Here is a 22,431-nt window from a genome sequence, read left to right as displayed (position 1 = left end):
GGAGGTGTCCCGCATGCCGGATCGCAAAGTGATCGTCATCGGCGTGGATGGTGTGCGCTATGACACGCTGCAGGAGGCCAGCACCCCCCATCTCGACACCGTCGTGAAAGCCGGGTTCCTGAGTGAATTCAGCGTGAGTGATCAGGCGCCGGTGAATTCCGGGCCACTCTGGGCGACCGTCGCGACGGGCGTTTGGCCGACCTTCCACGGGGTGTACGACAACAGCCTTGCCGGCAATCGGCTGGCCTCTTTCCCCGACTTTCTTTACGCACTCACCTGGATGGACAAAAGCCTGCGCACCTATGTGGCCGCCGCCTGGCAGCCGCTGGCCACGAGAATATTCCGGCCGGCCTCCCGGCTCATGATGATGAACGGCGACACGCTCGGATACCACGAAGCCGACGAATCCGTTGCGCGCGACGCCGTCGGCGTCCTGCGGAACGACAAGGTCGATGCCGCTTTCGTCTGCTTCGGCGAGCCCGACTCGGTGGCCCATCGCCATGGCATCGGGCCTGAATACCGCGAGGCCATCGAGAGAGCGGACGCCCGGATCGGCGATATCACCGCGGCGATAGGGGAACGCAGCGGCGAGGAGTGGACGGTCATCGTCGTCACTGACCATGGCCATCGGGACGAGGGCGGGCACGGTGGCCGCTCGAAGGCGGAGAGCACCGCGTGGCTGGCCGCGGCGGGACCCGGCATCACTCGGGGACCGGCCAGCCACGCCGATGTCTTTCCTACGGTGTTCGCGGCTCTCGGCAGGACTCCCCACAGGGGCTTCGGCCTGGCCGGGACCGCGCTGCAACATGCGGGAGGCGCCGGCGAATGACCTCCAGCCCGCGCCTGTTCCGGGTCATGCGGGTTCGGCGGCGAAGGCCCGGCCGAGGGCCGCGACGGTGAGGTCCGGGTCGTCCGACACCTCGGCGAGGGTGTGCGTCCACTGCCGCAGCGCCCGTGTGGCCTCGTCGGAGGTGAAACAGTCCACAGCGTAGTCGACGTGGCAGGCGTAGCCGCCTGCTTCTGCCACCACGTCGACGAACCAGTCGAACTTCACCCCCGCCGGCACGACATGGACGCGCTCGCACGCGAGGCCGGGAAGCGTCAGCGGTGTGGGCTCCTCGACCACCATCACCACTCTGATGAGCCCTTCACCGGGCAACATGCCCGGTGTGTGCGGCAGATGCCTCGCGACATGGGCCCAGGGAACGTCTCGGTGGCGCAGCGCGGAGATCACGTCTCGTTTCACGGAGCCGCACAGCTCGCTGAACGTCGACTCGGGCAGCGCGCGCAGCCGCAGCGGCATGGTGTCGGTGAAGCAGCCGAACACCCGGTCGAGGTCGGCCGGACCCCGCTGTGACACCGGGTGGCCCATGACGACGTCCTCGACGCCCGCCGAGGCGGCCAGCGTCATGCCGAGCGAGGTGAGCATCATGACGGTGGGCGTCGTTCGCATCGCCCGGGCGCGCTTTTGGACGCGGCGAGCGACATCGGCGCTCACCACCTCGGTGACCCGGCCGCACCGATTGTCGTGCCGGGACCGGAGCGCTCGCCCGGCCGGCGGGAACGCGGGCAGGGGTTCGGCGTCGTCGAGGTAACGGGTCCAGTACGCCAAGGACGACTCGGGTATCCCGCGGGCCCGTTGATCCGCCGCGTACCGGCCGACGGTGATCCCGGGGGCGGGCGGTTCGACGGCCTGTCCGCCGACGGCCGCCGTGTACAGTGCCTCGATCTCCCTGGACAGCAGGTCGAACGAGTGATCGTCGACGACGATGTGGTGGCACTGCACGAGAAGAACGTGATCGTCGTGCGCCAGCTTCAGCAAGACCACCCGGAGGGTGGTCTCCCGGATGTCGATCGGCCGCTGCGCCGCCCTTCGCAGCGCGGCGTCGGAATCCTCGCCCTGCGCGTCCACCCGCTCCACGACGAGGCCGGCATCGTGCCGCACTCGCTGCACAAGGCGATTGTCCTCCAGGACGAACTGCGACCGCAGCGCGGGATGGCGGTCCCTGATCCGCTTCAGCGCCCGGATCAGCGCATTTGCGTCCAGGCTGCCTCTGAGCCGTTGCGCCCAGCTTTCGACGTAGGGGGGCGTCCCGACGGCGAACTGCTCCGAGAGCCAGAGCGCCTCTTGCACGAACGACAGGGGATGGTCGTCGCCGCAACGGTCACGGCTCATGGCGCTGCCTCCCCGCCCGGCGCCGGCAGGAGGCTGACGAATTCCGACAGGACATCGAACTCGAACAGCCATTCAGGCTGAGCCTGTCGGCCGGTCTCCCGCTCGATCCTCGTGCAGATCCGGATGGCCTGGAGGGACGTGCCACCGAAGTCGTAGAAGCTGTCGGATCGGCCTATCCGGTCGATGCCGAGGACCTCAGCCTGAATGCGTGCCACCGTGCTTTCGAGCGGCCCCTGCGGCGGCTCGAACTCAGCGCCCACGTGGTCTTCGCGGCTCTCGGTCAACACGACGATTCCTCCCTCTCATCCGAGTCTTCTCAGTCTTCTCAAAGGTCTTCTCAGGGGGTGTGCTGCGGGCCGGCCTGGCCGATGACGCGGCCGATGCGCCTGATGCCTTCCTTCAGTACGTCCTCGTCCACGGAGAGCGTGATACGGAAGCACTGGGTGCCGTGCTCGGCGGGACGCGGGCTGCCGGTGAAGAAGCTCCGGCCCGGAGCGATGAAGACGTGCTGCTCCTTGAGCCTGTCGTAGAGTGCGACATCATCGAACCAGTCTTCGTCGATCCATACCCAGGCGAACATGCCGCCCTCGTTCGCGTGCAGCCGCCAATTGACGCCCGGTGGCATGGCGCTGCTCAGGAGCTTCTCCACGAGCAGTCGGCGTTCGAGGTAGAACGGCCTGACCGTCGTCGAGACCGCGTCGTCGATCGCGCCCGACCGCAGGCCGGCCGCGACCGCGGACTGGGCCAGTCTGGGCGCGTGCAGGACCGAGTTGGACAGGCAGGAGACGATCGGGGTGATGAAACGCTCGGGGCCGATGGCAAAACCGATGCGCTCGCCCGGTAGCCCCAGTTTGGACATGCTGAAGCAGTTGACGACGTTCGGATGGAGCACAGGAGGAGCCTGGGTCAGACCGATCTGCGGGAAGGGGTGGCCGTAGGCGTGGTCGACGAACAGGGGCACGTCGAGCCGTTCGGCGATGTTGATGAGGCCGTCCTGCTCCACCGGACTCAGGGCGCGGCCTGTCGGGTTGCCCGGGCTGGACAGCAGTAGCATGCCGGGGTCCGGATGGCGGGCGACCGCGTCCAGGTCGAGCTCGTACCTGAAGAGCCGGCCTTCTTCCGGCACGGGGAGGGACCGTGTTCCGGCGACCCCGCCGGGCACCATGCACAGTCCCTGGTAACCGGTGTAATCCGGTGTCATCGGCAGAAGAACCCTGCGCGTTCCCGTGCTGCCGGGGCCTGCGTACACCGCGGCCGCGACGAAGCAGAGCATCTGGCTGCCGGGGCTGATGACGATGTTCTCGCTGCCTATCCTCCACCCGAAACGACTGCGGAAGTAGTCGGCGATGGCACGGACCAGGGTCGGCGCTCCCCGGGACGGGCCGTACTGGCCCGCGTCGGCGAAGCTCTCCTCGTGTGCGTCCCGGGTGAGTTGGCGCCACATCCCGGCCACGGCAGGAAGGACCGCCGGATTGCCGATGCCGAGGTTGAGCCACTCGCCGGCCCGGTCGCCCGTGGTCGAGGCTGCGATGTCCTCCATCAGCGCGCGGAGCCCGGACATTCGTGACATCTGGGCGCCGACATGGGACAGCCGCGGTGAGGTTCCGTCCGCCGCGCGCGTCATGACGGCGTCGGCAGGGACGTGGCGATGTGTCCGTGGATCTCGGGGGCCTTGTCGAACACCGCGAAGTGGCCGCCGTCCAGCGTGAGTACCCGGAACTCGCCGTCCGTCTGCGCCTCCCACGCCGCTGCCTCGTCGAGGCTCGTCCCCGCGTCCCGGGTCGCCGCGAAGACGGTGAGGGGAATGCCGAGAGGGTCCTCCGGCTGGTAGGCGTACTCCTCGTTGACCTTGAAATCGGCCAGGAGAAGGGGATGGATCGAGGCCAGGAGGGCCTGGTTCTCCAGGACTTCACGCGGAGTGCCCCCGAGACGGCGCAGGACCTCGGCCAGTTCGGTGACCGAAAGACCGCTCAGCCGGGTGCGGCGCATCGGAAGCTGAGGTGCGGGGCGGCCGGAGACGAAGAGGTGAACCGGCGCGGTGCCGCCGAGCCGGCGGATCTGCCGGCACAGTTCGAAGGCGACCAGGGCGCCCGTACTGTGACCGAGGAACGCGTACGGCGGCCGCACATCCGCGATGATCTCGGGGGCGAGCAGGCGCGCCAGTTCGGTCGCGGAGGTCAGGGCGGGTTCGCGGCGCCGCTTCTCACGGCCGGGGGGCTGCACCGGGCACACCGCTACTCCGCCGAGGGCCCCGGCGCCCCAAGAACGGTAGACCGCGGCACCCGCCCCCGCGTGCGGCAGGCAGAGCAGCCGGACCGCGGCGTCCGGCGCGGTGCCGAAGGGCAGCCAGCAACTCCTGACAGTTCGACTGGTCATAGACGACCGCCTTCCGACGCGAGCCGGGACGCCCGTCGGACCCGCCTCGTGAGCCGGAGCAGTGCGGCGGAGTCGATCTTGCCATTCGCGGTGACGGGGAACCGGTCGACGCGCTGCACGGTCCCCGGCACCATGTAACCGGGCAGCTGGCGCAGCAGTCGCGCACGGACGGCCAGGGGGTCGTCGGCGTCGGGCGGCACGGCCGAGTCGTCCGTGTAGAACAGCGAGATCCGTCCCACCTCGCCGTGCGCGCCGGCCACGGGAACCGCGACGCAGGCGCGGACACCGGGCACGCGGCGCACCGCGACCTCGATCTCCTCCAGTTCCACCCGGTGCCCGCTGATCTTCACCTGCCGGTCCGCTCGTCCGAGGAAATGAAGCACCCCCGATGCGTCGGTGACACCGAGGTCACCGGTCCGGTAGAGGCGAACCGGAGCGCCGTCCACTTCGACGGTCGGGAACTTGGCGGCGGTGAGTTCCGGGTCGCCGGCGTAACCGCACGCGAGGCCCTCGCCCGCGACGTATATCTCACCCGGCTCGCCTTGCGGGCACGGCCGGTCGTCCGGGGTGAGGACCAGCACCCTGGTACCCGGTACCGGGGTGCCCACCGGTATGCCTCCGGGCAGGTCACAATCCTCGGGACGCAACAGGTGGGTGGTGGTCAGCATGCAATTCTCCGCCGGCCCGTAGCCGTTGAGCAACGGAATGCCCGGATGCCGCCCGAGGAACGCGCGGACGTGCGCGGGGGAGAGCTTCTCCCCGCCGGTCAGCACCTGGCGCAGGCCGCTGAAACAGTCGATGTCCTCATCGACGAAGAGGTTGAACAGCGATGTGGTGAGCCACAGAGTGTCCACCCCGGCGGCCGGGACGAGTTCGCGTAACGTCCGCGGCATGAGGTGGTCCTCCGCCACCGGCACCGTCGTGCCACCGCTGACGAGTTGGCCCCACACTTCGAACGCGTACATGTCCCAGGGCAGTGGTGCGGCCTGTGGCGTGGCGTGACCGGGACCGAATCCGGCGAGTCCGCCGGGTCGGAACATCCGGGTGACCGCCTGGTGCGGGGTGACCACGATCTTGGGCCGACCTGTCGTCCCGGACGTGAAGAAGACAGTCGCCGGGGACACCCCGTCGAGCGTGCGGGCCCGGAAGCCGCGGGACCTCGCGGCGACGTCGGCGACGTCTTCGGCGGGCACCGGAAGGATGGGCTGTGGCCCCAGATCATGCGCGGACCCGTCGGCGGTGATGATCAGCGTCGCAGAGAGCAAGTCGATGACCGCCGCTGTTCGTTCGGCTGGCCAGCGCAGGTCGAGTCCGGCGTAGGCCGCCCCGCACCGGAGAATTCCCAATTGCACTGCGATGAGCTGGGCGGAACGCGGGAGAAGCAGTGGAATGACGGTACCGGGACCGACTCCGCGCTCGGCCAGTTCCGCCGCGTAGGTGTCCGCGGCGGCGTCCAGGGCCGCATAGCTGATGCGTCGCCCTGCGGAGATGATGGCGGTCGCCTGGGGCCGCCGCCTGGCGTGGGCGGCGAATGCGCCATGAATGGTTGGTTCGTATGTGAGGCTCACTGTGGCGTTTCTCCCGCTGCGAAAATGACTCCTGGAACAGCCCACATCTGTACTGGGAAGGGAATGCGGACGGCAGCGCTAATTCGCGTGGTAGCCGTCCAGGTGGGACAGGGCGTACAGCATGACCTCGTCGGTGCCGCCGCCGATCGACCATGCGGGGCTGTCCCGGAAGTACCGGGCGGTCCACGACTCTTCCATGTAGCCCATGCCGCCGTGGAACTGCAAACAGACCGCCGAGATCTCGCGGGCCAGGCGGCCTGCCTCCAGTTTCCCGATGGTCGCGAACCGGCTCGCGTCCTCACTGCGGATGTACGCCTCCGCGGCCGCGTAGGTGTAGTGCCGCAGCATGTCCAGCCGCGCACTCAGCTCGGCCAGCGTGAAGCTGATGTACTGCTTGTCGATCAGGGGCTTGCCGAAGGCCTGGCGGGTCTTCAGATAGTCCACGGTCCGGGTCAGGGCCGTCTCCATGCCGCCGACCGCGGCGTAACAGCAGACCAGGCGCTCGTTCTGGAACTGGCTCATCTGCTGGTAGAAGCCGAGGCCTATCTCGCCGATCGTGTTGCTGACCGGAACCCGCACGTCAGTGAAGGTCAGCTCGGCGGTGTCGGAAGAGCGCATGCCGAGCTTGTCGAGCTTGCGGTGGACCTGGAAGCCGGGTGTGTCCGTCGGGACGACGATCTGCGAGAAGCTGCCATAGCCGGGCTCGTCGGACGTGCGGGCGAGCAGACAGATCCAGTCGGCCTGCGTGCCGTTGGTGATGTACAGCTTCGAGCCGTTGATCACCCAGTCGTCAGCGTCGCGCGTCGCGCGGGTGCGCAGGGCGGCCACGTCGGAGCCGGTATCGGGCTCGGTCACCGCGACCGAGCAGACCGCTTCGCCGGTGGTCGCCGGGACCAGGTACTTCCGCTTGAGATCCGCGCTGCCGAAATGGTGCAGCGCCGGGGTCGCCATGTCCGTCTGGACGCCGATGCCCAACGCCACGCCACCGGGGGCAGCGCGGCCGAGTTCCTCGTGCAGGATCACCGTGTAGAGGTGGTCCGCGCCCTGGCCGCCGTACCGCTCGTCGTACTCCACGCCGAGCAGACCGAGCCGGCCCATCTTGGAGAACAGCTCGTGCGCGGGGAATATCCCATTCACTTCCCATTCATCCCCGTACGGCCCGATTTCCTTCTCGGTAAAGTCCCGGACCAGCTGACGAAACGCGTTGTGCTCAGCGGTGAAGGTGACCATGGCGAATACGGTGGCTTCGCTCGACACGCTTGTCAAGCGTCTGAAATGATGGCCTCATCGTAATTGGCTGGGATAGCAGAATGGGGAGGCTGGTACGGTAATTCAATGCCTGATTCTGTGATCGCCGCGAAATGGCTCCGTGCCGTACTTCCACCCGCCGGGCCTTTACGCAGGTACGCACTCGTTTCTCTCGTCGATGCGACGGGGACCGGTATGTTTCTGACGGTCAGCGTGCTGTTCTTTACCCGCATCGTCGGGCTCGGGGCGGGCGCGGTGGCCTCGGGACTATCGCTGGCGGGCCTGGCGGCGATGATCGCCGCAGTACCGCTCGGCAAGCTGGGCGACCGCTTTGGGTACCGGCGCATCTGGGTGCTTCTCACGGCCGTCCAGGCGGTCGTGTTCGCGGCCTACCCGTTCGTGAGCACCTTCCCGGAGTTCCTGACACTCGCTGTCATCGCCGCGCTCGCGGAAGTGGGAGGGTCGCCGATCCGGGGTGCCTATCTGTCCCAGATCGCAGGGCAGGACCAGCGAGTTCGCGCCCGAGCCTACAACCAGGCCGTCGTCAACGGTGGCATCGCCATCGGTGCCCTGGCCGCCGGGATAGCGCTGGGCGTGGGTACCCGCGCCGCGTACGTCTCGCTGATGTTGGCTGACGCCGCGTCGTTCGCCATCGCGGCCGTAATCCTGCTGACGATGCCTGCGGCCCGGTCGGCATCGTCTGCGCGGTCGCGGGCCGCCCGCCCGCGATCGGTGCTGCGCGACCTGCGGTACCTCACGGTCTGCGTGTTGAACGGGCTGCTGATGACCTACGCCGCCATCCTCACCGTGGCGCTGCCGTTGTGGATCGTGCGCCACACGCACGCGCCGACCTGGACCGTTGCCGGCACGTTTCTGGTCAACACCTTCCTCGTGGTGACGCTTCAGGTGCGCGCGAGCCGTGGCATGGACACAATTAAGGGAGCCGCCCGGGGAGTGGTGAAGTCGGGCGCTTTGCTGCTGGTCGCCTGCCTGGTGCTCGCGAGTACCGGAGCGTTGCCCGCGCTCGGTGCGGTCGTCGTCCTCGGTATCGGATGCGTGTTCCTCACTCTCGCGGAGATGCTCCAGTCGGCGGGTGGCTGGGGGTTGTCCTATGAACTCGCTCCTGAGGACCGCCAGGGCGAGTACCTCGGAGCGTTCGCGATGGGTACGCGCATCTACGACTCGCTCGGGCCGATCCTGGTCACCGTCATGATTCTCGGACTCGGCCGACTCGGGTGGGTTCTGCTCGGCGTCCTGTACGCGGGCCTCGCGCTCGGCCTTTCGGCCGCCGCTCACTGGGCCCGCCGCGCGCGCCCGGTACCGGTCGAGGACGCCGTTCACACGTGAGGGGGAGGCGGCACACCTCCGTGTGCCGTCGGGCCCGGAACCTCAGCTCCGTCGGCGGACGGCCGGGAAGAGGGTGGAGAACGCGTCGAGCAGGCGCGTCAGGTCTTCCTCGGTGATGTCGCCCATCGCGGAGATCCGGAAGACACGTCCCGACAGCCCACCCTGGCCGGCGTAGACGATGAAGCCGTCCTGCTTGAGCCGGTCGTGCACCACTTCGTAGTCGTGTCCCGGCGGTAGTCTGAAGGACTGCAGCACACAGGAGGACTCGGCGTCCGGTAGCAGCGGTTCGACGCCGAGGGCCAGCAGGACCTCACGGATGCGCGTCATGCGGTATCGGAACAACGCCTGTCGGCCGCTCCAGCCGCCTTCCTCGAAGAACTCGTCCAGCGCTTCGTCGAGCGCGTAGAACGTCTGCACCGACTGGGTGAAGGGCGTGGCTCGCCGGTCCTGCTGAGCAAGGTAGGCGCGCAGATCCAGATAGACCGTGCGGCTCGGGGCGGTGGCCGGCGCCGCGCGACGGACCAGGACGAAGGTGCTCCCTGGTACGCCGTGCAGGCACTTGTTCGCTGTGGCCGCGCAGCCGTCGAGATGCCAGCCGTCGAAGTCCAGCGTCTCGGCACCGAAGCTACTGACACCGTCGAGCAGCAGCCGCGCACCGTGAGCCGCCGCGAGCTTCGACAGCCGGGCGATGTCATTGAGCCGCCCGGTCGTGGTCTCGTGATGGACCACGGCGACGTGGGTGAAGGCGCCGTCGCCGAGAGCTCGTTCCACGGCGGACAGATCGATGGCGTCGGACCACGGAGCGGTGACCCGCTCATGGGCGATGCCGTGGGTGCGGGCGATTTGTGACATGCGCTCGCCGTACACGCCGTTCTCGACGATCAGCAGGCGGCCGTCCGCCGGTACCAGGCTGGTGAGCATGGCCTCGACCGCGGCCGTGCCGGAGCCGGTGAGCAGGACCGCTGCCCAGTCCGTCGGGTCGAGGGCGTAGACATCGAGCAGCTTGCGGCGCAGGCCGTCCTGGAGCGCGCCGAACTCGGGCTCGCGATGACAGAGATCGGGCCGGGACATCGCTTCGCGTACGCGCCGCGAGAGCGTCACCGGGCCGGGATTGAGCAGTATCGTCTTCACAGGGGACGTCCAATGCGGTCCATCAGTCGGTCGAGTACGTCGGGCGGCTGCAGGGCCGGCCGGGGGAGCGTGTCACGGGTGCCAGTACGGATCTTCATATGCGCGAAGTACGGACCGTCGTGGTCCGCGGTGCGCAGGAACGTCCGCAACTCCGTGGCCGAGTCCGTGCGCAGCACCCGGCGGTAGCCGCAGGCCGCGGCGACGCCGGCGAGATCGATCCGGGAACTGACGGTCGCCTGCGCGCCCGTCGAGTCGTGCGCTTCGTTGTCGAGCACCACATGCAGCAGGTTCCTCGGCCGGTACGCACCGATCGTCGCGAGATTTCCCATGCGCATCAGAGCGGCTCCGTCGCCGTCGGCCACGACCACGCGCAGGTCCGGCCGGGCCAGCGCCAAGCCGAGCCCCAGCGACGAGGCGCACCCCATGGAGCCGACCATGTACAGGTGATTCGACCGGTCCGCGATCGCGTACAGTTCACGGCCGGTGTAGCCGGTAGTGGCCACGACGACGGTGCGGGCCTGGTCGCTGGTGGCGACGATCGCCTCCAACGCCGCCTGCCGTGAGCCGCGCTCCGCCGCGGTCAGTACATGGCCGCGGCCTTCGACGGGCACGGGCATCGGCGGGGGTGCGGTCGCTGCCGGTGCCGGCGGATGCGGTGCGCAGCTGCCCTTCTCCAGGACCAGAGCGCACGCCTGGCGCTCCGCGGCCCGGCGATCGGCCTCGTCCAGTACGGCCGAAATCGCCGCCGGATCGCTGGGAAATCGTGTCCAGGGAATGTGCACCGTGTCCAGCAACGGGCCGGTGATGCGTCCCATCAGGTCGTGCTGCGGCTCATCGTCGACTCCCGGCGCGCCGCGATGCGTGCAGATCAGGAGCACCGGGATGCGGAAGGTGTGCAGCAGCGAGGTCAGCGGATTGAGGGCATTGCCGAGACCGGAGTTCTGCATCATCGCGATGCCGCGATGCCCGCCGATCCAAGCGCCGGCGGCGATGGCGACCGCATCGCCCTCGTTCGCCGCCGACACGTAGCCGATGTCGCCGTCGCCGATGACGTAGTTGATGAACGGGGTGAGGAACGAGCAGGGCACCCCGGCGTACCAGTCGTAGCCCCGGCCGAGGGCGTCGTGAACGAAGTCGCATGCCTGGATCATGAGCGCTCCTTCACGACTGGCCGGCGGTGAACCGGCCCGCCTGCTCCAGATCGGCGAGTGAGTTCACATCGAGCCAGTGCCCATGGATGTACATGACGCGCACCGGGTGTCCCTCGGCGACGATATGGTTGAGGAGGTCGCTCAGCGTGAGCCGGTCGAAGTCGGGGCGCATGCCGAGCGTGTCGAGACCCTGCTCGATCCAGGCGCGGCCGTCGCCCTGGGCTCGCACCATGCCGATCCAACGGCCGTCGGGCCGCGCGCCGTTGCGGAGTCCGGCGCCGGCGATGCGGCTCAGCAGAACGCGCTGCCCCCAGAGCGAACGGTCGTCGGGGGATGAACAGTACACGTCGTCGCGGGCGAGGCCCATGTCACTCTCCTGCGAATCCACGACCACCGTTAACTCGCTGTGCGACTCCATCAGTTCGCGCAGGATGTAGGAGCGGAAGAGTAGATCGCCGTAGAGGATCACCGTGTCGTCGCGGAAGGCGTGCCGTGCGCAGGCAAGCGAGGCGAGTTCACCGCTCGTGGCGTGGCCATCGTTCAGGACCAGTTCGATGTCCTTGATGTCGACGCTGTCGGCCCGGTAACCCACCACCACCGAGATGCCGTCGATCCCCTGTTTCCGGCACAGTTCGACGAGGCGTGCGAGCAGCGGCTTCCCATTGACCGAGAGCATGGTCTTGGGGCGGTCATGGGTGAGATGCGTCAGTTCGTCGCCGCGGCTCGCGGCGAGCACGACGGCTGCGGTGTTCGGCCGTGTGCCCTTCGCGTAGCGGTGCTCCGCGGCGGCCAGTTCCTCCGCGCACTGGAGGCGGAAGATCTCCTTAACGCTCGCGACGCGATCCTCGACCTCCACCAGCGACTGTTCCTCGAAGATCTGCCGGGCGGTACCCTGCATCGCGTCGACGGCGCTGCGTATGAGGTGGTTCGCCCAGATCACCAAGCTGACCCCGGCATCACGGAAGATGTGTGTCGGGGTGCTGTAGTACTTGGTCGGCACGATCACGAGCGGGGCACGCCCGCCCCATTCCTTCGCGAACTCAAGGATCTGGTCGGGCTTGGACAGGGCGCTGTGAATGAGGATGGCGTCGGCACCGGCTTTGCGGTACGCCTCGGCGCGAGTGATCGCTTCACGGGTGTCCCGCCCCGCGATGTACGCCTCGACGCGCGCGACGACGCAGAAATCGTCGTCAAGCTGCGAGTCCTTCGCCGCGGCGATCTTGCCACAAAACTCATTGATGTCCGCGAGCGACTGTCGCTCGCCGTTGATGAAACTATTGGTCTTCGGGAACGACTTGTCCTCGATGCAGACACCGGCGACGCCGCGCTGCTCAAGTTTACGCACCAGTCGACGGGCGTTGTTGAAGTTGCCGTATCCGGTATCACCGTCGAGCAGAATCGGTACCGATGTCGCGTCGGCCATGAATTCGACCATGTCGACAACCTGGGTCCAACTCGTCTCGTTGTTGTCACGCACCCCGAACTGTGCGGACAATGCGAGTCCGGAGGCCCAGATCCCGTTGAAGCCGGCCTCTTCCGCGATGACCGCGCTGATGCCGTTGTGTGCTTCGAGAATGAACTCCAGTTCGTTGGAGCGCAGCATGCGCCGCAGTCGAGCGGTTTTGCTCACCGCGTCGTCAGGGCCGACTCCGGGCCCGTTGACGACATGCTTCTCCGGAAAATGCAGCGAGGACACTCCACCTCCCAGTTGATTACCGTATGTTACAGGGCGGTCAATACTTCGGCAACGCTAGCTGGCTGTATGAGGATACGAGCAGAAAATCCACCGAGATGGGAGAGACAGGAATGACCGCCGATGAATCCGCAGTCGACGCGTTGCGGCAGCTGTTTCCGCGTGCGAGTGAGAGTAACGCGCCGCGGACGCACTGGGCCGAAGGCCGCCACCTCGTCGAGCATGGTGATCCGAAAGACCTCGAGGAGCGCATAGCCGAGCGTTTTCCCACGCCCGAGGCACTGGCTGAGTTCGCCCCTGACATGAAGGTGTCGGTGTACGGCTTCGCCGACAAGAACCGCGCCGGGGGAACCGCGGGAGCGACGGAGAACGTGCAAGACCTGTACACCTTTCCACCGACGTCGATCAGCGACGCGGTGCCGCTCTACCACTCCGGCCACACCATCGTCTGCTGGCGGATGCTGGAGCACCTGCCCGAGGCACGCCAACGGGGTGCCGGCATCCTGGAGTCGCTCGGCCTGCCGCATCAACCAGTAGCGACACGGGGGCTGTTGGACCCCTGGAGCAGCACATGGCCGTTCGTGTTGAGCATGGTGTACACACCTGCGGGAGCCGGCTCCGGACTGGGCCTGCACTATGACCGATTCGACAGCGTGGTGGTCCACCTGCGCGGACACAAGCGCTGGCGCGTGGGCCGGCATCCGTTCCTCGAATACCCCCTCTACAACGAGGAGCTCGCCGCGCGGCTGGACTTCCCGCCCTCCCTGCCACGCATGGGCACACAGTCGGAACTGGTGACCGATCTGGAGGTGATTGAGATGCGGCGTGGCTCCGCACTAATCACGCCCCGCGGCGTCTATCACACGACGCTGGCCGATGACGAAGCCTCACTGTCCCTCGGCTACCACTTCTCACTGCCCACGTGGTCGCATGTCGTGCTGGCCGCCCTGGAACGCCGGCTCACGTGCGATCCGCGCATGCGGACCACTCCGTTCGACGCCTTCGGACCGGCCGGGCCATCCGCCGAAGCACGGGAGACGATGGCCTGGGCGGCCGAGCGTGCCAGGGAGGCACTGGACGATCCCCAGAAACTGCTCGAGGAAGACCTGCTCGGCAATCTCGCCTCCCACCACCAGGCGGCCTTCCAGGTCGAACCCGATGCGGCGGCCCGGCTGCTGATCGCCGAACCGCCCGTCGTGGTCGACTACGGCGGTCAGGGAATCGATGTCGAACTGCCCCCCGCGGCCGCCGGACTCTGCGGCTGGATGCTCGCGGACGCCCCGGACTGGTTCGGACTTTCCGAGGCACTTGCCGCTGCCGAGGGGCAGTTGAGCCCTCGGGCCGTGTGGAATCTGCTTCAGCAGTGTGTCGAGGCCGGCCTGCTGCGGCGGCGGTGGGGCAGCCCGAGCCGGTAGGTTCTGCCGGCGTGGCCACGGACCGGGTGTGCAACCGCGGAATTTCCGGGGTTGCACACCCGGGTCGCTTCCTCAAGACGATCTTTCACGGTTGACCTGGTTGAAGCGTATATGTCAGCGTGCAGGTCTTATTGTCGATGTTGCCGACATCTGGTGGGAGCGTGGATGGCTCAGAAAGTCGAAGTCACAGTACAAACTCGAGGTGCGAGGCGGTCCGCACGGAAGAAACCATCGGATTTCCGCGTCCTGCTGGTCTATCCGAACATTCAGCAGGCGGCGATGATGCCCTATTCTATGGGGCTCTTCACCGCACTGCTGCGCGAACGAGGGTTCCAGGTCGATCTTTTCGACAGCACCTTCTACGCGGAGGATCTGACATCGAACTACGTCCACTACCGGACCTTCGTGAAGCAGTTCGACTGGCTCGAACGTGACGTGCATTTCCAGCAGACCAGCATGCTGGACGACTTCCGGGCCAAGGTGGCGGAGTACCAGCCGGACCTGATCGCCGTCTCGGTGGTGGAGAACACTTACTCCATCGGCCGTGCCATGATCCAGGCGCTTCCCGAGAAGGACCGTAAGATCCCCACCATCTGGGGTGGCCCTTTCGCGACCTTCGCACCCAATTTCATCCTCCGTGACAACGTGGGCGATTTCGTGTGCCGCGGAGAGGGCGAGATCGCACTGATCGAGCTGTGCGAGCGGATGTGCGACGGCCGGTCGCTGACCGACATCCCCAACCTCTGGGTCCGGGAGGACGGCCAGCTGTACCGCAATCCGCTGGGCCCCCGGGTGGACCTCGACCACCTGCCGTTCGCCGATTACAGCCTGTTCGAGGAACAGGCGATATACCGGCCGATGGAAGGCCGACTCTGGCGGACCATCGGCATCGAGAGCCAGCGCGGGTGCCCGTTCCAGTGCACCTACTGCAATTCCCCCGGGCAGAACCGCATTGCTACCGCCGAACAAGGCAGCAAATTCTACCGGCGCAAGTCGCTCGACCGCACCATGGCGGAACTGGAACACCAGCACAGGCTCCACGACATCGAACTCGTCTACTGGCTCGCAGACACCTTCCTGGCACTTCCAACGCGAGACTTCGACGAACTGGTCGAGCGCTACGAGGACTATCGCATCCCGTTCTGGATGAATACCCGGTCCGAGACCATGACGGAGCACGCGGCCGACGGTCTCGAGCGGATGAACATGCTCCGCACCAGCATCGGTATCGAGCACGGGAACCCTGAGTACCGGAGGAAGATGCTCAAGCGGTTCCAGACGAACGACCAGTTGCGCCGAGCCTTCGAGATCTGCTCGGGCCGTAGCTTCTCGACCACTGGCAACTGCATCATCGGCATGCCCGAGGAGACCCGTGAACTGGTCTTCGAGACGGTGGAGTTCACCCGTCGGCTGCCGGACGACATCGATACCGTGGGCTGCTTCATCTTTTCGCCCCTGCACGGCACCGAGCTGCGGAAGATCGCGGAGCAGAACGGTTACCTCGACCCCGAAACGTTCTGCGACATCACGGACAACGACGTGAGCATCCTCGACCAGCCGCAGCTCAGGCGCAGTGAAGTGATCGGGATCGCCAAGTGTTACGGCCTCTATCAGACCGCGCCGGAGTCCGACTGGGACCGGGTCCGGCTGGCGGAGCCGGACACCCCCGAGGGCGACGCGGCCTACAACGAGTTGGTGCGCGAGTACCGTCCCGGTGACATAGGCGCCGCAGCTGCCAGCTGACGGCGCGGCGGTTCCGGCTGCCATGACGAGAGGGCGTCCGCCGAGGCGGACGCCCTCTCGTCATGCCGGGACTTCCTTGCGTCTAGTCGAAGTAGCTCTTGAGGACACCGCGCCGACGGACGTCGAGGGTGGCGCAGTGCAGACCGCCGCCGAAGACGTAGTGATCCTTGAAGTCCACGAGAACCGGCTTCATGCCGAGGTTCTTGAGCATCTTGATGGTCGGTTCCTCGTGCTTGTCGACGACAACCCGTTCCTCGTCGAGAATCAGGAGGTTCATCGACAGCCACCGGCTGGAGAGCTGGAACTCCGCGGGCGCCACCCCCTCCGGAGCCTCGATGATCTCCCAGCCGGCCCGCTTGAACATGTCGAGGAGTTCTGGCGACAGACACGGCCGCGCCGGGCAGGTGAGCACCCTGCCCTCACCGAGCGGCACCCAGGTCGTGTCGATGTGGACCGGACCCGAGGAGCGGAAGCGTGCCCGGTGGATCCGGTACTCGCTGCCGAGGTGCCGCTCCAGCCACCTGATGCCGAGCTCGTTGGTGACCTGGCTGCGCTGCACGATGATGTCGCGGCCGAAGCGTACGAAGTCCGCGGCGTCGAAACAGGGTTCCGCCTCGTTGGTCATGTACTGGCCGACCAGCGGGCCCACGTTGTCCGGGATGTTGGGGTCGCCGCGGAAGAACGCGAGGTGTTCGTCCGGGTAGTCGTAGTCGTACATGTGCCGGCCCATCGAGCACTTCGGGGCCGCAGTCCACCGGGCCCCGCGCTCGAAGTACTGCTGGATCAGCGAGTGGTACTTGAGGTGCTCGAAGTAGCGCGGAGCCAGTGCCATCGGCGCCTCGATGATCTCGTCCCCCACGACCAGGAGCACGTCGCGGACGTCGGCGTTGAAGAAGCCGGTCGACTCGAAGTACGGCGTGCGGAACTTCTTGGTGGCGTAATCGACGGGCTCGGGCCGGGTGACCTTGACTCCTTCGTCCTCCAGGACCTTCTGGAGGTTGTCGAGGGCCTTCGAAGCGCCTTGCACCAAATGCTCGGGGTAAGGCTCTCCGGCGTGCTCCCGATAGAAGTCCCAGTAGTCACGGCGCACCATGACCTTCATCTCGTGCGTCAAGGGCGGAATCGTCACCCCCTCGATGGTGCCCACGATTACTTCCTCAAGAGGGTCCCACTCGTTGTGGGAACTGACTGCGGAAGTGGCTGTTATGTCGTCTGCGCGTGAATCCGCGATGTTCAAGCTTCGTCCTCGTCTTGAGTGAGTCTACGGACAATACTTACGGCGATGACTGAGTTCCGTGGAGCTGCGAGGTGGCATCGACCATGACAGACCGTGCCGGTATGAGCAACCAGAAACGTGTCTACGTGGACATGGTGGGAGACCTCTTTCACTCGGGGCATGTGTCGCTTCTCAAAGAGGCTCGTGAATTTGGTGACTACCTCATGGTCGGCGTGCTCTCCGACGAGGTGGTGGCCTCGTACAAGCGTCGTCCCATCATGAGTCTGGCCGAACGTATCGCGGTGATCGAAGCGTGCCGCTATGTCGATGAGGTGCTGCCGGACGCGCCGTATCGGGTCACTAAGGATTTCCTGGAGCGACACGAAATAGCGTTGGTGGTACACGGCGACGACATCATGCCCGAGGTCGTCGAGGAAATCTTTGGCGAGGTATCAGCCGTCGGTAAACTGCGGCTGGTCGCCTACACGCAGGGAATTTCCACCACAGACCTGATCACCCGGTGCCGAACGGCACGGTGATCACGATTCATGTGCTTCTCTCGCGGGTGAAGTGGCGGTACGGAGGGCGGCCCCGTTGATGTTCAGGGGCCCGTCGGGCATCTCGAACTCGTAGGTCAGCAGGGCGAGGCACTCGTCGATGTCGCGCATCATCTCCGCGGGTGAGCCAGCCGAGCCCGAGACGCAGTCCAGATAGGTCATGTCCGGGTCCAGCGGAGCACCGGGTATCACGTACAGCTGATAAGCGTCGATCATCGGGTGACCCAGAAGAACGTCACGGCCGGATACGGAAACAAGGCGGCGTGCATCTAGGGGGGCCCGCGTCGTGTACTGAAAGTGCGTCAGGCCGTCAGGCTTGCCTTCCGGAATTCCCAGCCGCCCCAGTGCGAGACCAGCGGCGACCTGTATGAGATCAAGGCCCTGGGAACGCCGGTAAAGGGGGGCCATGAATCCACCGAGCCGGCCGTTCACCTCTATGATCCGAGGTCCTTGTGCGGTCAGCTTCACCTCGGTGTGCGTGATGCCGTGCCGGACCCCGAGAGCGCGCAGCGCGGTTCCGACCAACTCCTCGATCTGGTCGAGTAGATCCGGGGCGAACGGCGCGGGACAGAAGTGGCCCATCTCGCGGAACGGCGGCGACAGGGGGAACTTGCCGGTCACGCCGATGTGCCGGATGATCTCATCGGAAGAGACTGACTCGACGGACACGTAGTCCCCGTACGGATGCGTGGGCAGCCCGACCAGGTACTGCTCGGCGACCAGATCCTTCTCACGGCCAGTGGCGGCCCGGTCCAGCAGTCGCGCGACGAGTGCGCGTCCCTCGTCCGCGTCGCGCACCGGCCGCGCGTTTCTGCTGCGCTCGCCGCACCGGGGTTTGACCACCAGGGGCAGCCCGATCTCGTGGACTGCTGCGTCCCAGTCCTCGGTGCCCGTGATCAGCCGACTGTCCACGCCGCCCGCTCCTGCGGCCGACAGCAGGGCGCGCTGGGTGTGTTTGTCGGTGAGCGCTGTGGCGGTGGCCACGTCATGACCGGGAAGGCCGAGCCGCTCGGTGAGTAGGGCGCAAATGGGAATGCCACCCTCGCTGTAGGTGACGATGCCGGTGACTCCGGCTGCTTTCAACCGCGTCGCGTCGACCGTCGCATCGCCGGTCAACTCCACCACGGTGCCTGCCGTTGCGATCAGCGGCATGTAAGAACGCGCATACGTGTCATTGCCGATGGCAAAGACGATGGGACCGTGATTTTCCAGCGCGATGAGCAGCTCGCGGGGCGAGATGGCACCCTCGCTGAACAATACACACAAGGTCACCGGGCCAGTCTCCTCTCCGTCTCCGATTTTGCCGACGGTCCTCTGCAAGCGCTGATTACCTGGCCGACCGTCCGGCTGGGCCGAACATTATGCGGCGACTCCGGGACAGGGAACACGTACGAGTGACCGTGCGCAGGGTCCGCAACAATCGGTGGCCGTCTGAAGGAAGTTCGTCTAACCTCGATTCTTCAGCAGCCGTGAGCGCTTGATCGAGCCGTCCGTTCGCCCTGTTTGTTCCGCGTGGTCGCGAGTGGGGCCTTCGCGTGTCGCTGCGGCTGCGCCGGGGTTCCACGGCACCCGGAGATCGTGCGGATCTGCTCCTTTTCTTGTCTCGTCGGGCTGGTGATCCGGTCGTCAGGTGATGGCGGGTAGGGCGGTCAGCCGGTGCCAGCAGGTGGTGAACGCCTTTGCCCAGGGCCAGGTCGTTTCGATCCGTAGCCAGCGGCAGCGGGCGTGGTCGGCGAGTCGGGCGGGCAGGTGGTAGAGGCGGAAACGCATGGTGTCCGGCTCGGCGTCGGCCAGGTCATTGATGTCGTGCAGGGTCAGCAGCCGCAGCCAGGCGTCGAGATCGGCGGCGAGGTTCGCGGCGAGCATCCAGCCGCGGTTGACTTTCCAGGAGGCCGACGAGAGGTTGGCCAGGCCCATCGCCTTGTTGGCGCGCACTCGGTCCTCCACCCCGGCGTGGGAGCGGTGCGGCACGTCGAGGAACTGGCTGTGGCTGGAGCCGACGATGCCCCGCATGTGGCGGATGTTGGTCGCGGTGATGCAGTAGCGCCAGCCGGTCTCCTTCTCGAAGTCGGTCAGCTTCTTCAGGTGTCGCCGTGACGGCTTGACGCGGCGCACGATCAGCCGCATACCCACCGGCCAGCCCTCACGGGTGTTCAGCCCAGTCAACTCGGCGACGAAGTAGCCCTCTTGGAGGCTGCCGTCCTGGTGCACGGAGGTCTCCCAGGCTGCCTCGGGCAGATGGGCGATGGCTTGCTCGTCGTCTCCGGTGATTTTCCAGCCGACGGTGACGAGTCTTGGCGACTCGCGCCTTGCGGTTCCGATCGTCGACGCTCTCAATCGGATCTCCGCCTTCGCCACCGTCCCCGTCAGTGTCCACGACTGCCGGGAACAGCGTGCGGACTACTACCCGCGCAAGCACCTTGTGGCACTGACAGACGCTGCTGCCCGTGCCGATCTTCTCTGCGGCGCCCACAGTCTGTGGCACGAGTACGTCTGTCTGCGGCTTCACCAGGCGCTGGCCGATCTGGAGAATGCCTTGGCGACTGTGCCCGATACGGTCAGTCGGGCGATCAGCTTCGAACTAGAGCTAGAAGAAGCCGAGTTGTGTGCGGCACTCGATGATTTCTCGGGGACTTCCTCGGGACCTGAGACCGAGAACGCGCGTCACTGGGAATTCGACCATCCCTTCGTGAAGTATGACGACGGAATGGACACACTGAGCGACGAGACGCGCGAACAGCTCGATCGCCGTGAGGCAGGGTTCACCACGGAGGAGCGGGAGAAGGTTGTCGCCGAGCTCCGGGTGCTGGTCACAGCACACTCCCGGTGCACCGGCATGTGGGCCTCGCTGGATGACCCCAGCCGCGAGATCTTTGGGTCACGTCCGCTGGAGTGGTGTATCGACGGCCACTCGGTGATCTCTCCTTTGAGGCTATGCGGTGAGTTCGGTTGGGAGGACGCTCTCGTCGGTCTCTGACTCGATCGAGTGGAGGCGGGCCTTGGCCAGCAGGTCGAGTCCCATGTATCGGCGGGCTTCGGTCCACTCGTCGTTCTGCTCGGCCAGCACCGCGCCGGCCAGACGGATCAGGGCGGTGCGGTCGGGGAAGATGCCCACCACGTCGGTGCGGCGGCGGATCTCCTTGTTGAGCCGTTCCTGCGGGTTGTTCGACCAGATCTGCCGCCAGATCTCCCGCGGGAACGCCGTGAACGCCAGCACGTCGCCCTGAGCAGCGTCCAAGTGGGCTGCGGCCTTGGGGAATTTGGCCTCCAAGGCATCGAGGACGTGGCGCATCTGGGCCTGGACGGCGTCGGTGTCGGGCTGTTCGAAGACGGTCCGCAGCAGGGTGGCCACCCAGGGCTGGGCCGACTTGGGGACCTGGCTCAGCAGTGCGCGGGCGTAGTGGGTACGGCAGCGCTGCCAGCTCGCGCCGGGCAGGGTGGCGCCGATCGCGTTGACCAGGCCCATGTGGGCGTCGGAGATGACCAGTTGGACGCCGGACAGGCCGCGGGCGATCAGCGAGCGCAGGAAGGCCAGCCAGCCTGCGCCGTCCTCGGCGGTGGCCACGTCCAGGCCGAGGATCTCGCGGTGCCCGTCGGCGTTGACGCCGACCGCGATCAGCGCGTGGACGTTGATGATGCGGCCGCCCTCGCGGACCTTCTGGGTCAGGGCATCGGCCCAGACGAACGCGTAGGGGCCGGCGTCCAGGGGCCGGTTGCGAAACTCGGCGACCTGTTCGTCCAGGTGCTTGGCCATCGCGCTGACCTGCGACTTCGACAGCTGGGTGACGCCCAGGCTCTCGGCGAGCTTCTCGACTCGACGGGTGGAGACCCCGAGCAGGTAGGCGGTGGCGACCACCGAGATGAGGGCCTGCTCGGCCCGCCGGCGTCGCTCCAGCAGCCAGTGCGGGAAGTAACTCCCGGACCTGAGCTTGGGAATGGCGAGTTCGACGGTGCCCGCCCGGGTGTCCCACTCCCGCGGACGATATCCGTTGCGGTGGTTGACTCTCTCGTCGCTGACCTGCCCGTATTCGGCGTTGCAGAGGGCGTCCGCCTCGGCGGACATGAGCGCATCGGCGAACGTCTTGACCATCGCGCGCAGCAGATCGGGACTCGCCGTGGCGAGGTTGTCCTCAGCGAGGACGTGCAGAGGCAGACTGTCGGGTGCGGTCATCGTGCTGATCTCCTTCGAGCTTCGACACCTCGAAGATCAGCCGGTGGCCGTTCATCTATGCGGGCCTCATCCCAACGCCGGAGCAAACCCCCGGATCAGGTCGAACCCGTACACCACTTCCCTGGACGCAACCGATCTTTGCGGAGCCATACGAATCTGACGGTTTCTACATGACAGTCCAAGCGCCGGAACCTGGCGATGAAGACGGTTCCTGGGAGATCGAGATCGGGCGTTGGGAGCCAGACGATCCCGACGAAGCGTACGGAGAACACAGCAGTGCGACTGGCAACACCCTGATCAGTTGTGCCCTTCCCGCTGCACCGGACGCCGACAAGATCGTGCACTTGCTGAGGTCTGTGGAAGAGAAGCCGCTGCTGCTTGCTCAGTGGGCCGAGACGCCGGTGGGAACGGCGCTCGCGGGGACGACGATCGAGGTGACCAAGCGCTACGACTCCTGATCGGGTGCCCGGAAAGGACGTCGGGCTGCCAGTGCGACGGACAGACGCTGCCCTACTCGCAGTGCAGCTCACTGCAGCTCCAGCCGCCGCGGTCAGTCCGTGAGGGGAAGGCCGCGGCACCGGCGCTGAATGCGCGTTCGTAACCCAGTTAATCTGGGGTTGTCCTAACGGAGGTTGGTGG

At 66.5% G+C, this 22,431-nt stretch carries 20 protein-coding genes; 7 read left to right on the top strand and 13 right to left on the bottom strand.

Annotated features, from left to right (window positions below; all coding sequences use genetic code 11):
- Positions 1-13: 13 nt before the first annotated feature.
- Entirely contained in the window at positions 14-829 is an 816-nt protein-coding gene (locus AC5DRG_RS06845; protein ID WP_491808840.1) for an alkaline phosphatase family protein, read from the top strand.
- Positions 830-853: 24 nt separating this feature from the next.
- On the opposite strand, the gene AC5DRG_RS06840 is transcribed toward AC5DRG_RS06845, so the two are convergent.
- The 6 genes from AC5DRG_RS06840 to AC5DRG_RS06815 form a co-directional block, all read right to left on the bottom strand.
- On the bottom strand, positions 854-2,176 hold the full coding sequence (locus tag AC5DRG_RS06840; RefSeq protein WP_491808839.1) for a condensation domain-containing protein: 1,323 nt from the start codon (positions 2,174-2,176) through the stop codon (positions 854-856).
- Positions 2,173-2,463 carry a phosphopantetheine-binding protein gene (locus tag AC5DRG_RS06835; protein ID WP_491808838.1) on the bottom strand — a complete coding sequence of 97 codons (291 nt, stop codon included), beginning with the start codon at positions 2,461-2,463 and terminating at the stop codon, positions 2,173-2,175. Before AC5DRG_RS06835 ends, AC5DRG_RS06840 begins: the two co-directional genes overlap by 4 nt.
- Before the next feature lie 50 nt (positions 2,464-2,513).
- Positions 2,514-3,737 (bottom strand): aminotransferase class I/II-fold pyridoxal phosphate-dependent enzyme, encoded by a 1,224-nt coding sequence (locus AC5DRG_RS06830; protein WP_491808836.1) that lies wholly within the window; start codon positions 3,735-3,737, stop codon positions 2,514-2,516.
- A gap of 59 nt (positions 3,738-3,796) precedes the next feature.
- A complete protein-coding gene (locus AC5DRG_RS06825; RefSeq protein ID WP_491808835.1) occupies positions 3,797-4,552 on the bottom strand; it encodes a thioesterase II family protein in 756 nt (251 codons plus the stop codon).
- A complete protein-coding gene (locus AC5DRG_RS06820) occupies positions 4,549-6,120 on the bottom strand; it encodes an amino acid adenylation domain-containing protein (protein ID WP_491808833.1) in 1,572 nt (523 codons plus the stop codon). The genes AC5DRG_RS06825 and AC5DRG_RS06820 overlap by 4 nt, the downstream gene beginning before the upstream one ends.
- A 78-nt stretch (positions 6,121-6,198) precedes the next feature.
- Positions 6,199-7,350, bottom strand: coding sequence for an acyl-CoA dehydrogenase family protein (locus tag AC5DRG_RS06815; RefSeq protein WP_491812984.1), 1,152 nt, complete (start codon positions 7,348-7,350; stop codon positions 6,199-6,201).
- Positions 7,351-7,455: 105 nt separating this feature from the next.
- Here AC5DRG_RS06815 and AC5DRG_RS06810 point away from each other — a divergent pair, with 105 nt between their 5' ends.
- Complete coding sequence (locus AC5DRG_RS06810; protein ID WP_491808831.1) at positions 7,456-8,715, top strand: MFS transporter; 1,260 nt, start codon at positions 7,456-7,458, stop codon at positions 8,713-8,715.
- A gap of 42 nt (positions 8,716-8,757) precedes the next feature.
- Here the strand turns inward: AC5DRG_RS06810 and AC5DRG_RS06805 are convergent, their stop codons facing one another.
- The 3 genes from AC5DRG_RS06805 to aepX are packed head-to-tail and all read right to left on the bottom strand — an operon-like array spanning position 8,758 to position 12,693.
- Positions 8,758-9,846 (bottom strand): 2-aminoethylphosphonate aminotransferase, encoded by a 1,089-nt coding sequence (locus AC5DRG_RS06805; protein WP_491808829.1) that lies wholly within the window; start codon positions 9,844-9,846, stop codon positions 8,758-8,760.
- Positions 9,843-10,997 (bottom strand): phosphonopyruvate decarboxylase, encoded by a 1,155-nt coding sequence (gene aepY / locus AC5DRG_RS06800; protein ID WP_491808828.1) that lies wholly within the window; start codon positions 10,995-10,997, stop codon positions 9,843-9,845. The genes AC5DRG_RS06805 and aepY overlap by 4 nt, the downstream gene beginning before the upstream one ends.
- Before the next feature lie 10 nt (positions 10,998-11,007).
- Entirely contained in the window at positions 11,008-12,693 is a 1,686-nt protein-coding gene (gene aepX, locus AC5DRG_RS06795; protein ID WP_491808827.1) for a phosphoenolpyruvate mutase, read from the bottom strand.
- A gap of 110 nt (positions 12,694-12,803) precedes the next feature.
- On the opposite strand from aepX, the gene AC5DRG_RS06790 reads away from it, so the two are divergent.
- Positions 12,804-14,105: a JmjC domain-containing protein gene (locus AC5DRG_RS06790; protein ID WP_491808826.1), complete on the top strand. Its 1,302-nt coding sequence runs from the start codon at positions 12,804-12,806 to the stop codon at positions 14,103-14,105.
- Positions 14,106-14,270: 165 nt separating this feature from the next.
- Positions 14,271-15,848 (top strand): B12-binding domain-containing radical SAM protein, encoded by a 1,578-nt coding sequence (locus tag AC5DRG_RS06785; RefSeq protein ID WP_491808825.1) that lies wholly within the window; start codon positions 14,271-14,273, stop codon positions 15,846-15,848.
- Positions 15,849-15,930: 82 nt separating this feature from the next.
- Here AC5DRG_RS06785 and AC5DRG_RS06780 read toward each other — a convergent pair whose 3' ends face one another.
- Positions 15,931-16,995, bottom strand: coding sequence for an amidinotransferase (locus AC5DRG_RS06780; protein ID WP_491808824.1), 1,065 nt, complete (start codon positions 16,993-16,995; stop codon positions 15,931-15,933).
- 161 nt (positions 16,996-17,156) lie between these two features.
- On the opposite strand from AC5DRG_RS06780, the gene AC5DRG_RS06775 reads away from it, so the two are divergent.
- Positions 17,157-17,603, top strand: a complete 447-nt coding sequence (locus tag AC5DRG_RS06775) for an adenylyltransferase/cytidyltransferase family protein (protein WP_491808823.1) — start codon at positions 17,157-17,159, stop codon at positions 17,601-17,603.
- Here the strand turns inward: AC5DRG_RS06775 and AC5DRG_RS06770 are convergent, their stop codons facing one another.
- Positions 17,604-18,893 (bottom strand): ATP-grasp domain-containing protein, encoded by a 1,290-nt coding sequence (locus AC5DRG_RS06770; protein ID WP_491808822.1) that lies wholly within the window; start codon positions 18,891-18,893, stop codon positions 17,604-17,606.
- Between the two features lie 354 nt (positions 18,894-19,247).
- Positions 19,248-19,979 carry a transposase gene (locus AC5DRG_RS06765; protein ID WP_491808821.1) on the bottom strand — a complete coding sequence of 244 codons (732 nt, stop codon included), beginning with the start codon at positions 19,977-19,979 and terminating at the stop codon, positions 19,248-19,250.
- Between AC5DRG_RS06765 and AC5DRG_RS06760 the strand changes: the two genes are divergently transcribed.
- Entirely contained in the window at positions 19,888-20,598 is a 711-nt protein-coding gene (locus AC5DRG_RS06760) for a hypothetical protein (protein WP_491813404.1), read from the top strand. The two genes, AC5DRG_RS06765 and AC5DRG_RS06760, sit on opposite strands and share 92 nt — an antisense overlap.
- On the opposite strand, the gene AC5DRG_RS06755 is transcribed toward AC5DRG_RS06760, so the two are convergent.
- Entirely contained in the window at positions 20,554-21,792 is a 1,239-nt protein-coding gene (locus AC5DRG_RS06755; RefSeq protein ID WP_491808820.1) for an IS256 family transposase, read from the bottom strand. The genes AC5DRG_RS06760 and AC5DRG_RS06755 overlap by 45 nt on opposite strands.
- Positions 21,793-21,962: 170 nt before the next feature.
- Here AC5DRG_RS06755 and AC5DRG_RS06750 point away from each other — a divergent pair, with 170 nt between their 5' ends.
- Positions 21,963-22,250 carry a hypothetical protein gene (locus AC5DRG_RS06750; protein WP_491808819.1) on the top strand — a complete coding sequence of 96 codons (288 nt, stop codon included), beginning with the start codon at positions 21,963-21,965 and terminating at the stop codon, positions 22,248-22,250.
- Positions 22,251-22,431 lie beyond the last annotated feature (181 nt).

The organism is Streptomyces sp. JLBG701 (genome assembly GCF_058544905.1).
Note: the sequence above shows the minus strand (reverse complement) of the source record. Positions and strands in the feature narration are given on the sequence as shown.

What these genes read in the sequence shown, in the direction of transcription:
- AC5DRG_RS06845 (WP_491808840.1), top strand. Translation starts at nt 14, where the DNA reads ATGCCGGATCGCAAAGTGATCGTCATCGGCGTGGATGGTGTGCGCTAT.
- AC5DRG_RS06840 (WP_491808839.1), bottom strand. Translation starts at nt 2,176, where the DNA reads ATGAGCCGTGACCGTTGCGGCGACGACCATCCCCTGTCGTTCGTGCAA.
- AC5DRG_RS06830 (WP_491808836.1), bottom strand. Translation starts at nt 3,737, where the DNA reads ATGTCCGGGCTCCGCGCGCTGATGGAGGACATCGCAGCCTCGACCACG.
- AC5DRG_RS06825 (WP_491808835.1), bottom strand. Translation starts at nt 4,552, where the DNA reads ATGACCAGTCGAACTGTCAGGAGTTGCTGGCTGCCCTTCGGCACCGCG.
- AC5DRG_RS06815 (WP_491812984.1), bottom strand. Translation starts at nt 7,350, where the DNA reads ATGGTCACCTTCACCGCTGAGCACAACGCGTTTCGTCAGCTGGTCCGG.
- AC5DRG_RS06810 (WP_491808831.1), top strand. Translation starts at nt 7,456, where the DNA reads ATGCCTGATTCTGTGATCGCCGCGAAATGGCTCCGTGCCGTACTTCCA.
- aepY (WP_491808828.1), bottom strand. Translation starts at nt 10,997, where the DNA reads ATGATCCAGGCATGCGACTTCGTTCACGACGCCCTCGGCCGGGGCTAC.
- AC5DRG_RS06790 (WP_491808826.1), top strand. Translation starts at nt 12,804, where the DNA reads ATGACCGCCGATGAATCCGCAGTCGACGCGTTGCGGCAGCTGTTTCCG.
- AC5DRG_RS06785 (WP_491808825.1), top strand. Translation starts at nt 14,271, where the DNA reads ATGGCTCAGAAAGTCGAAGTCACAGTACAAACTCGAGGTGCGAGGCGG.
- AC5DRG_RS06755 (WP_491808820.1), bottom strand. Translation starts at nt 21,792, where the DNA reads ATGACCGCACCCGACAGTCTGCCTCTGCACGTCCTCGCTGAGGACAAC.
- AC5DRG_RS06750 (WP_491808819.1), top strand. Translation starts at nt 21,963, where the DNA reads ATGACAGTCCAAGCGCCGGAACCTGGCGATGAAGACGGTTCCTGGGAG.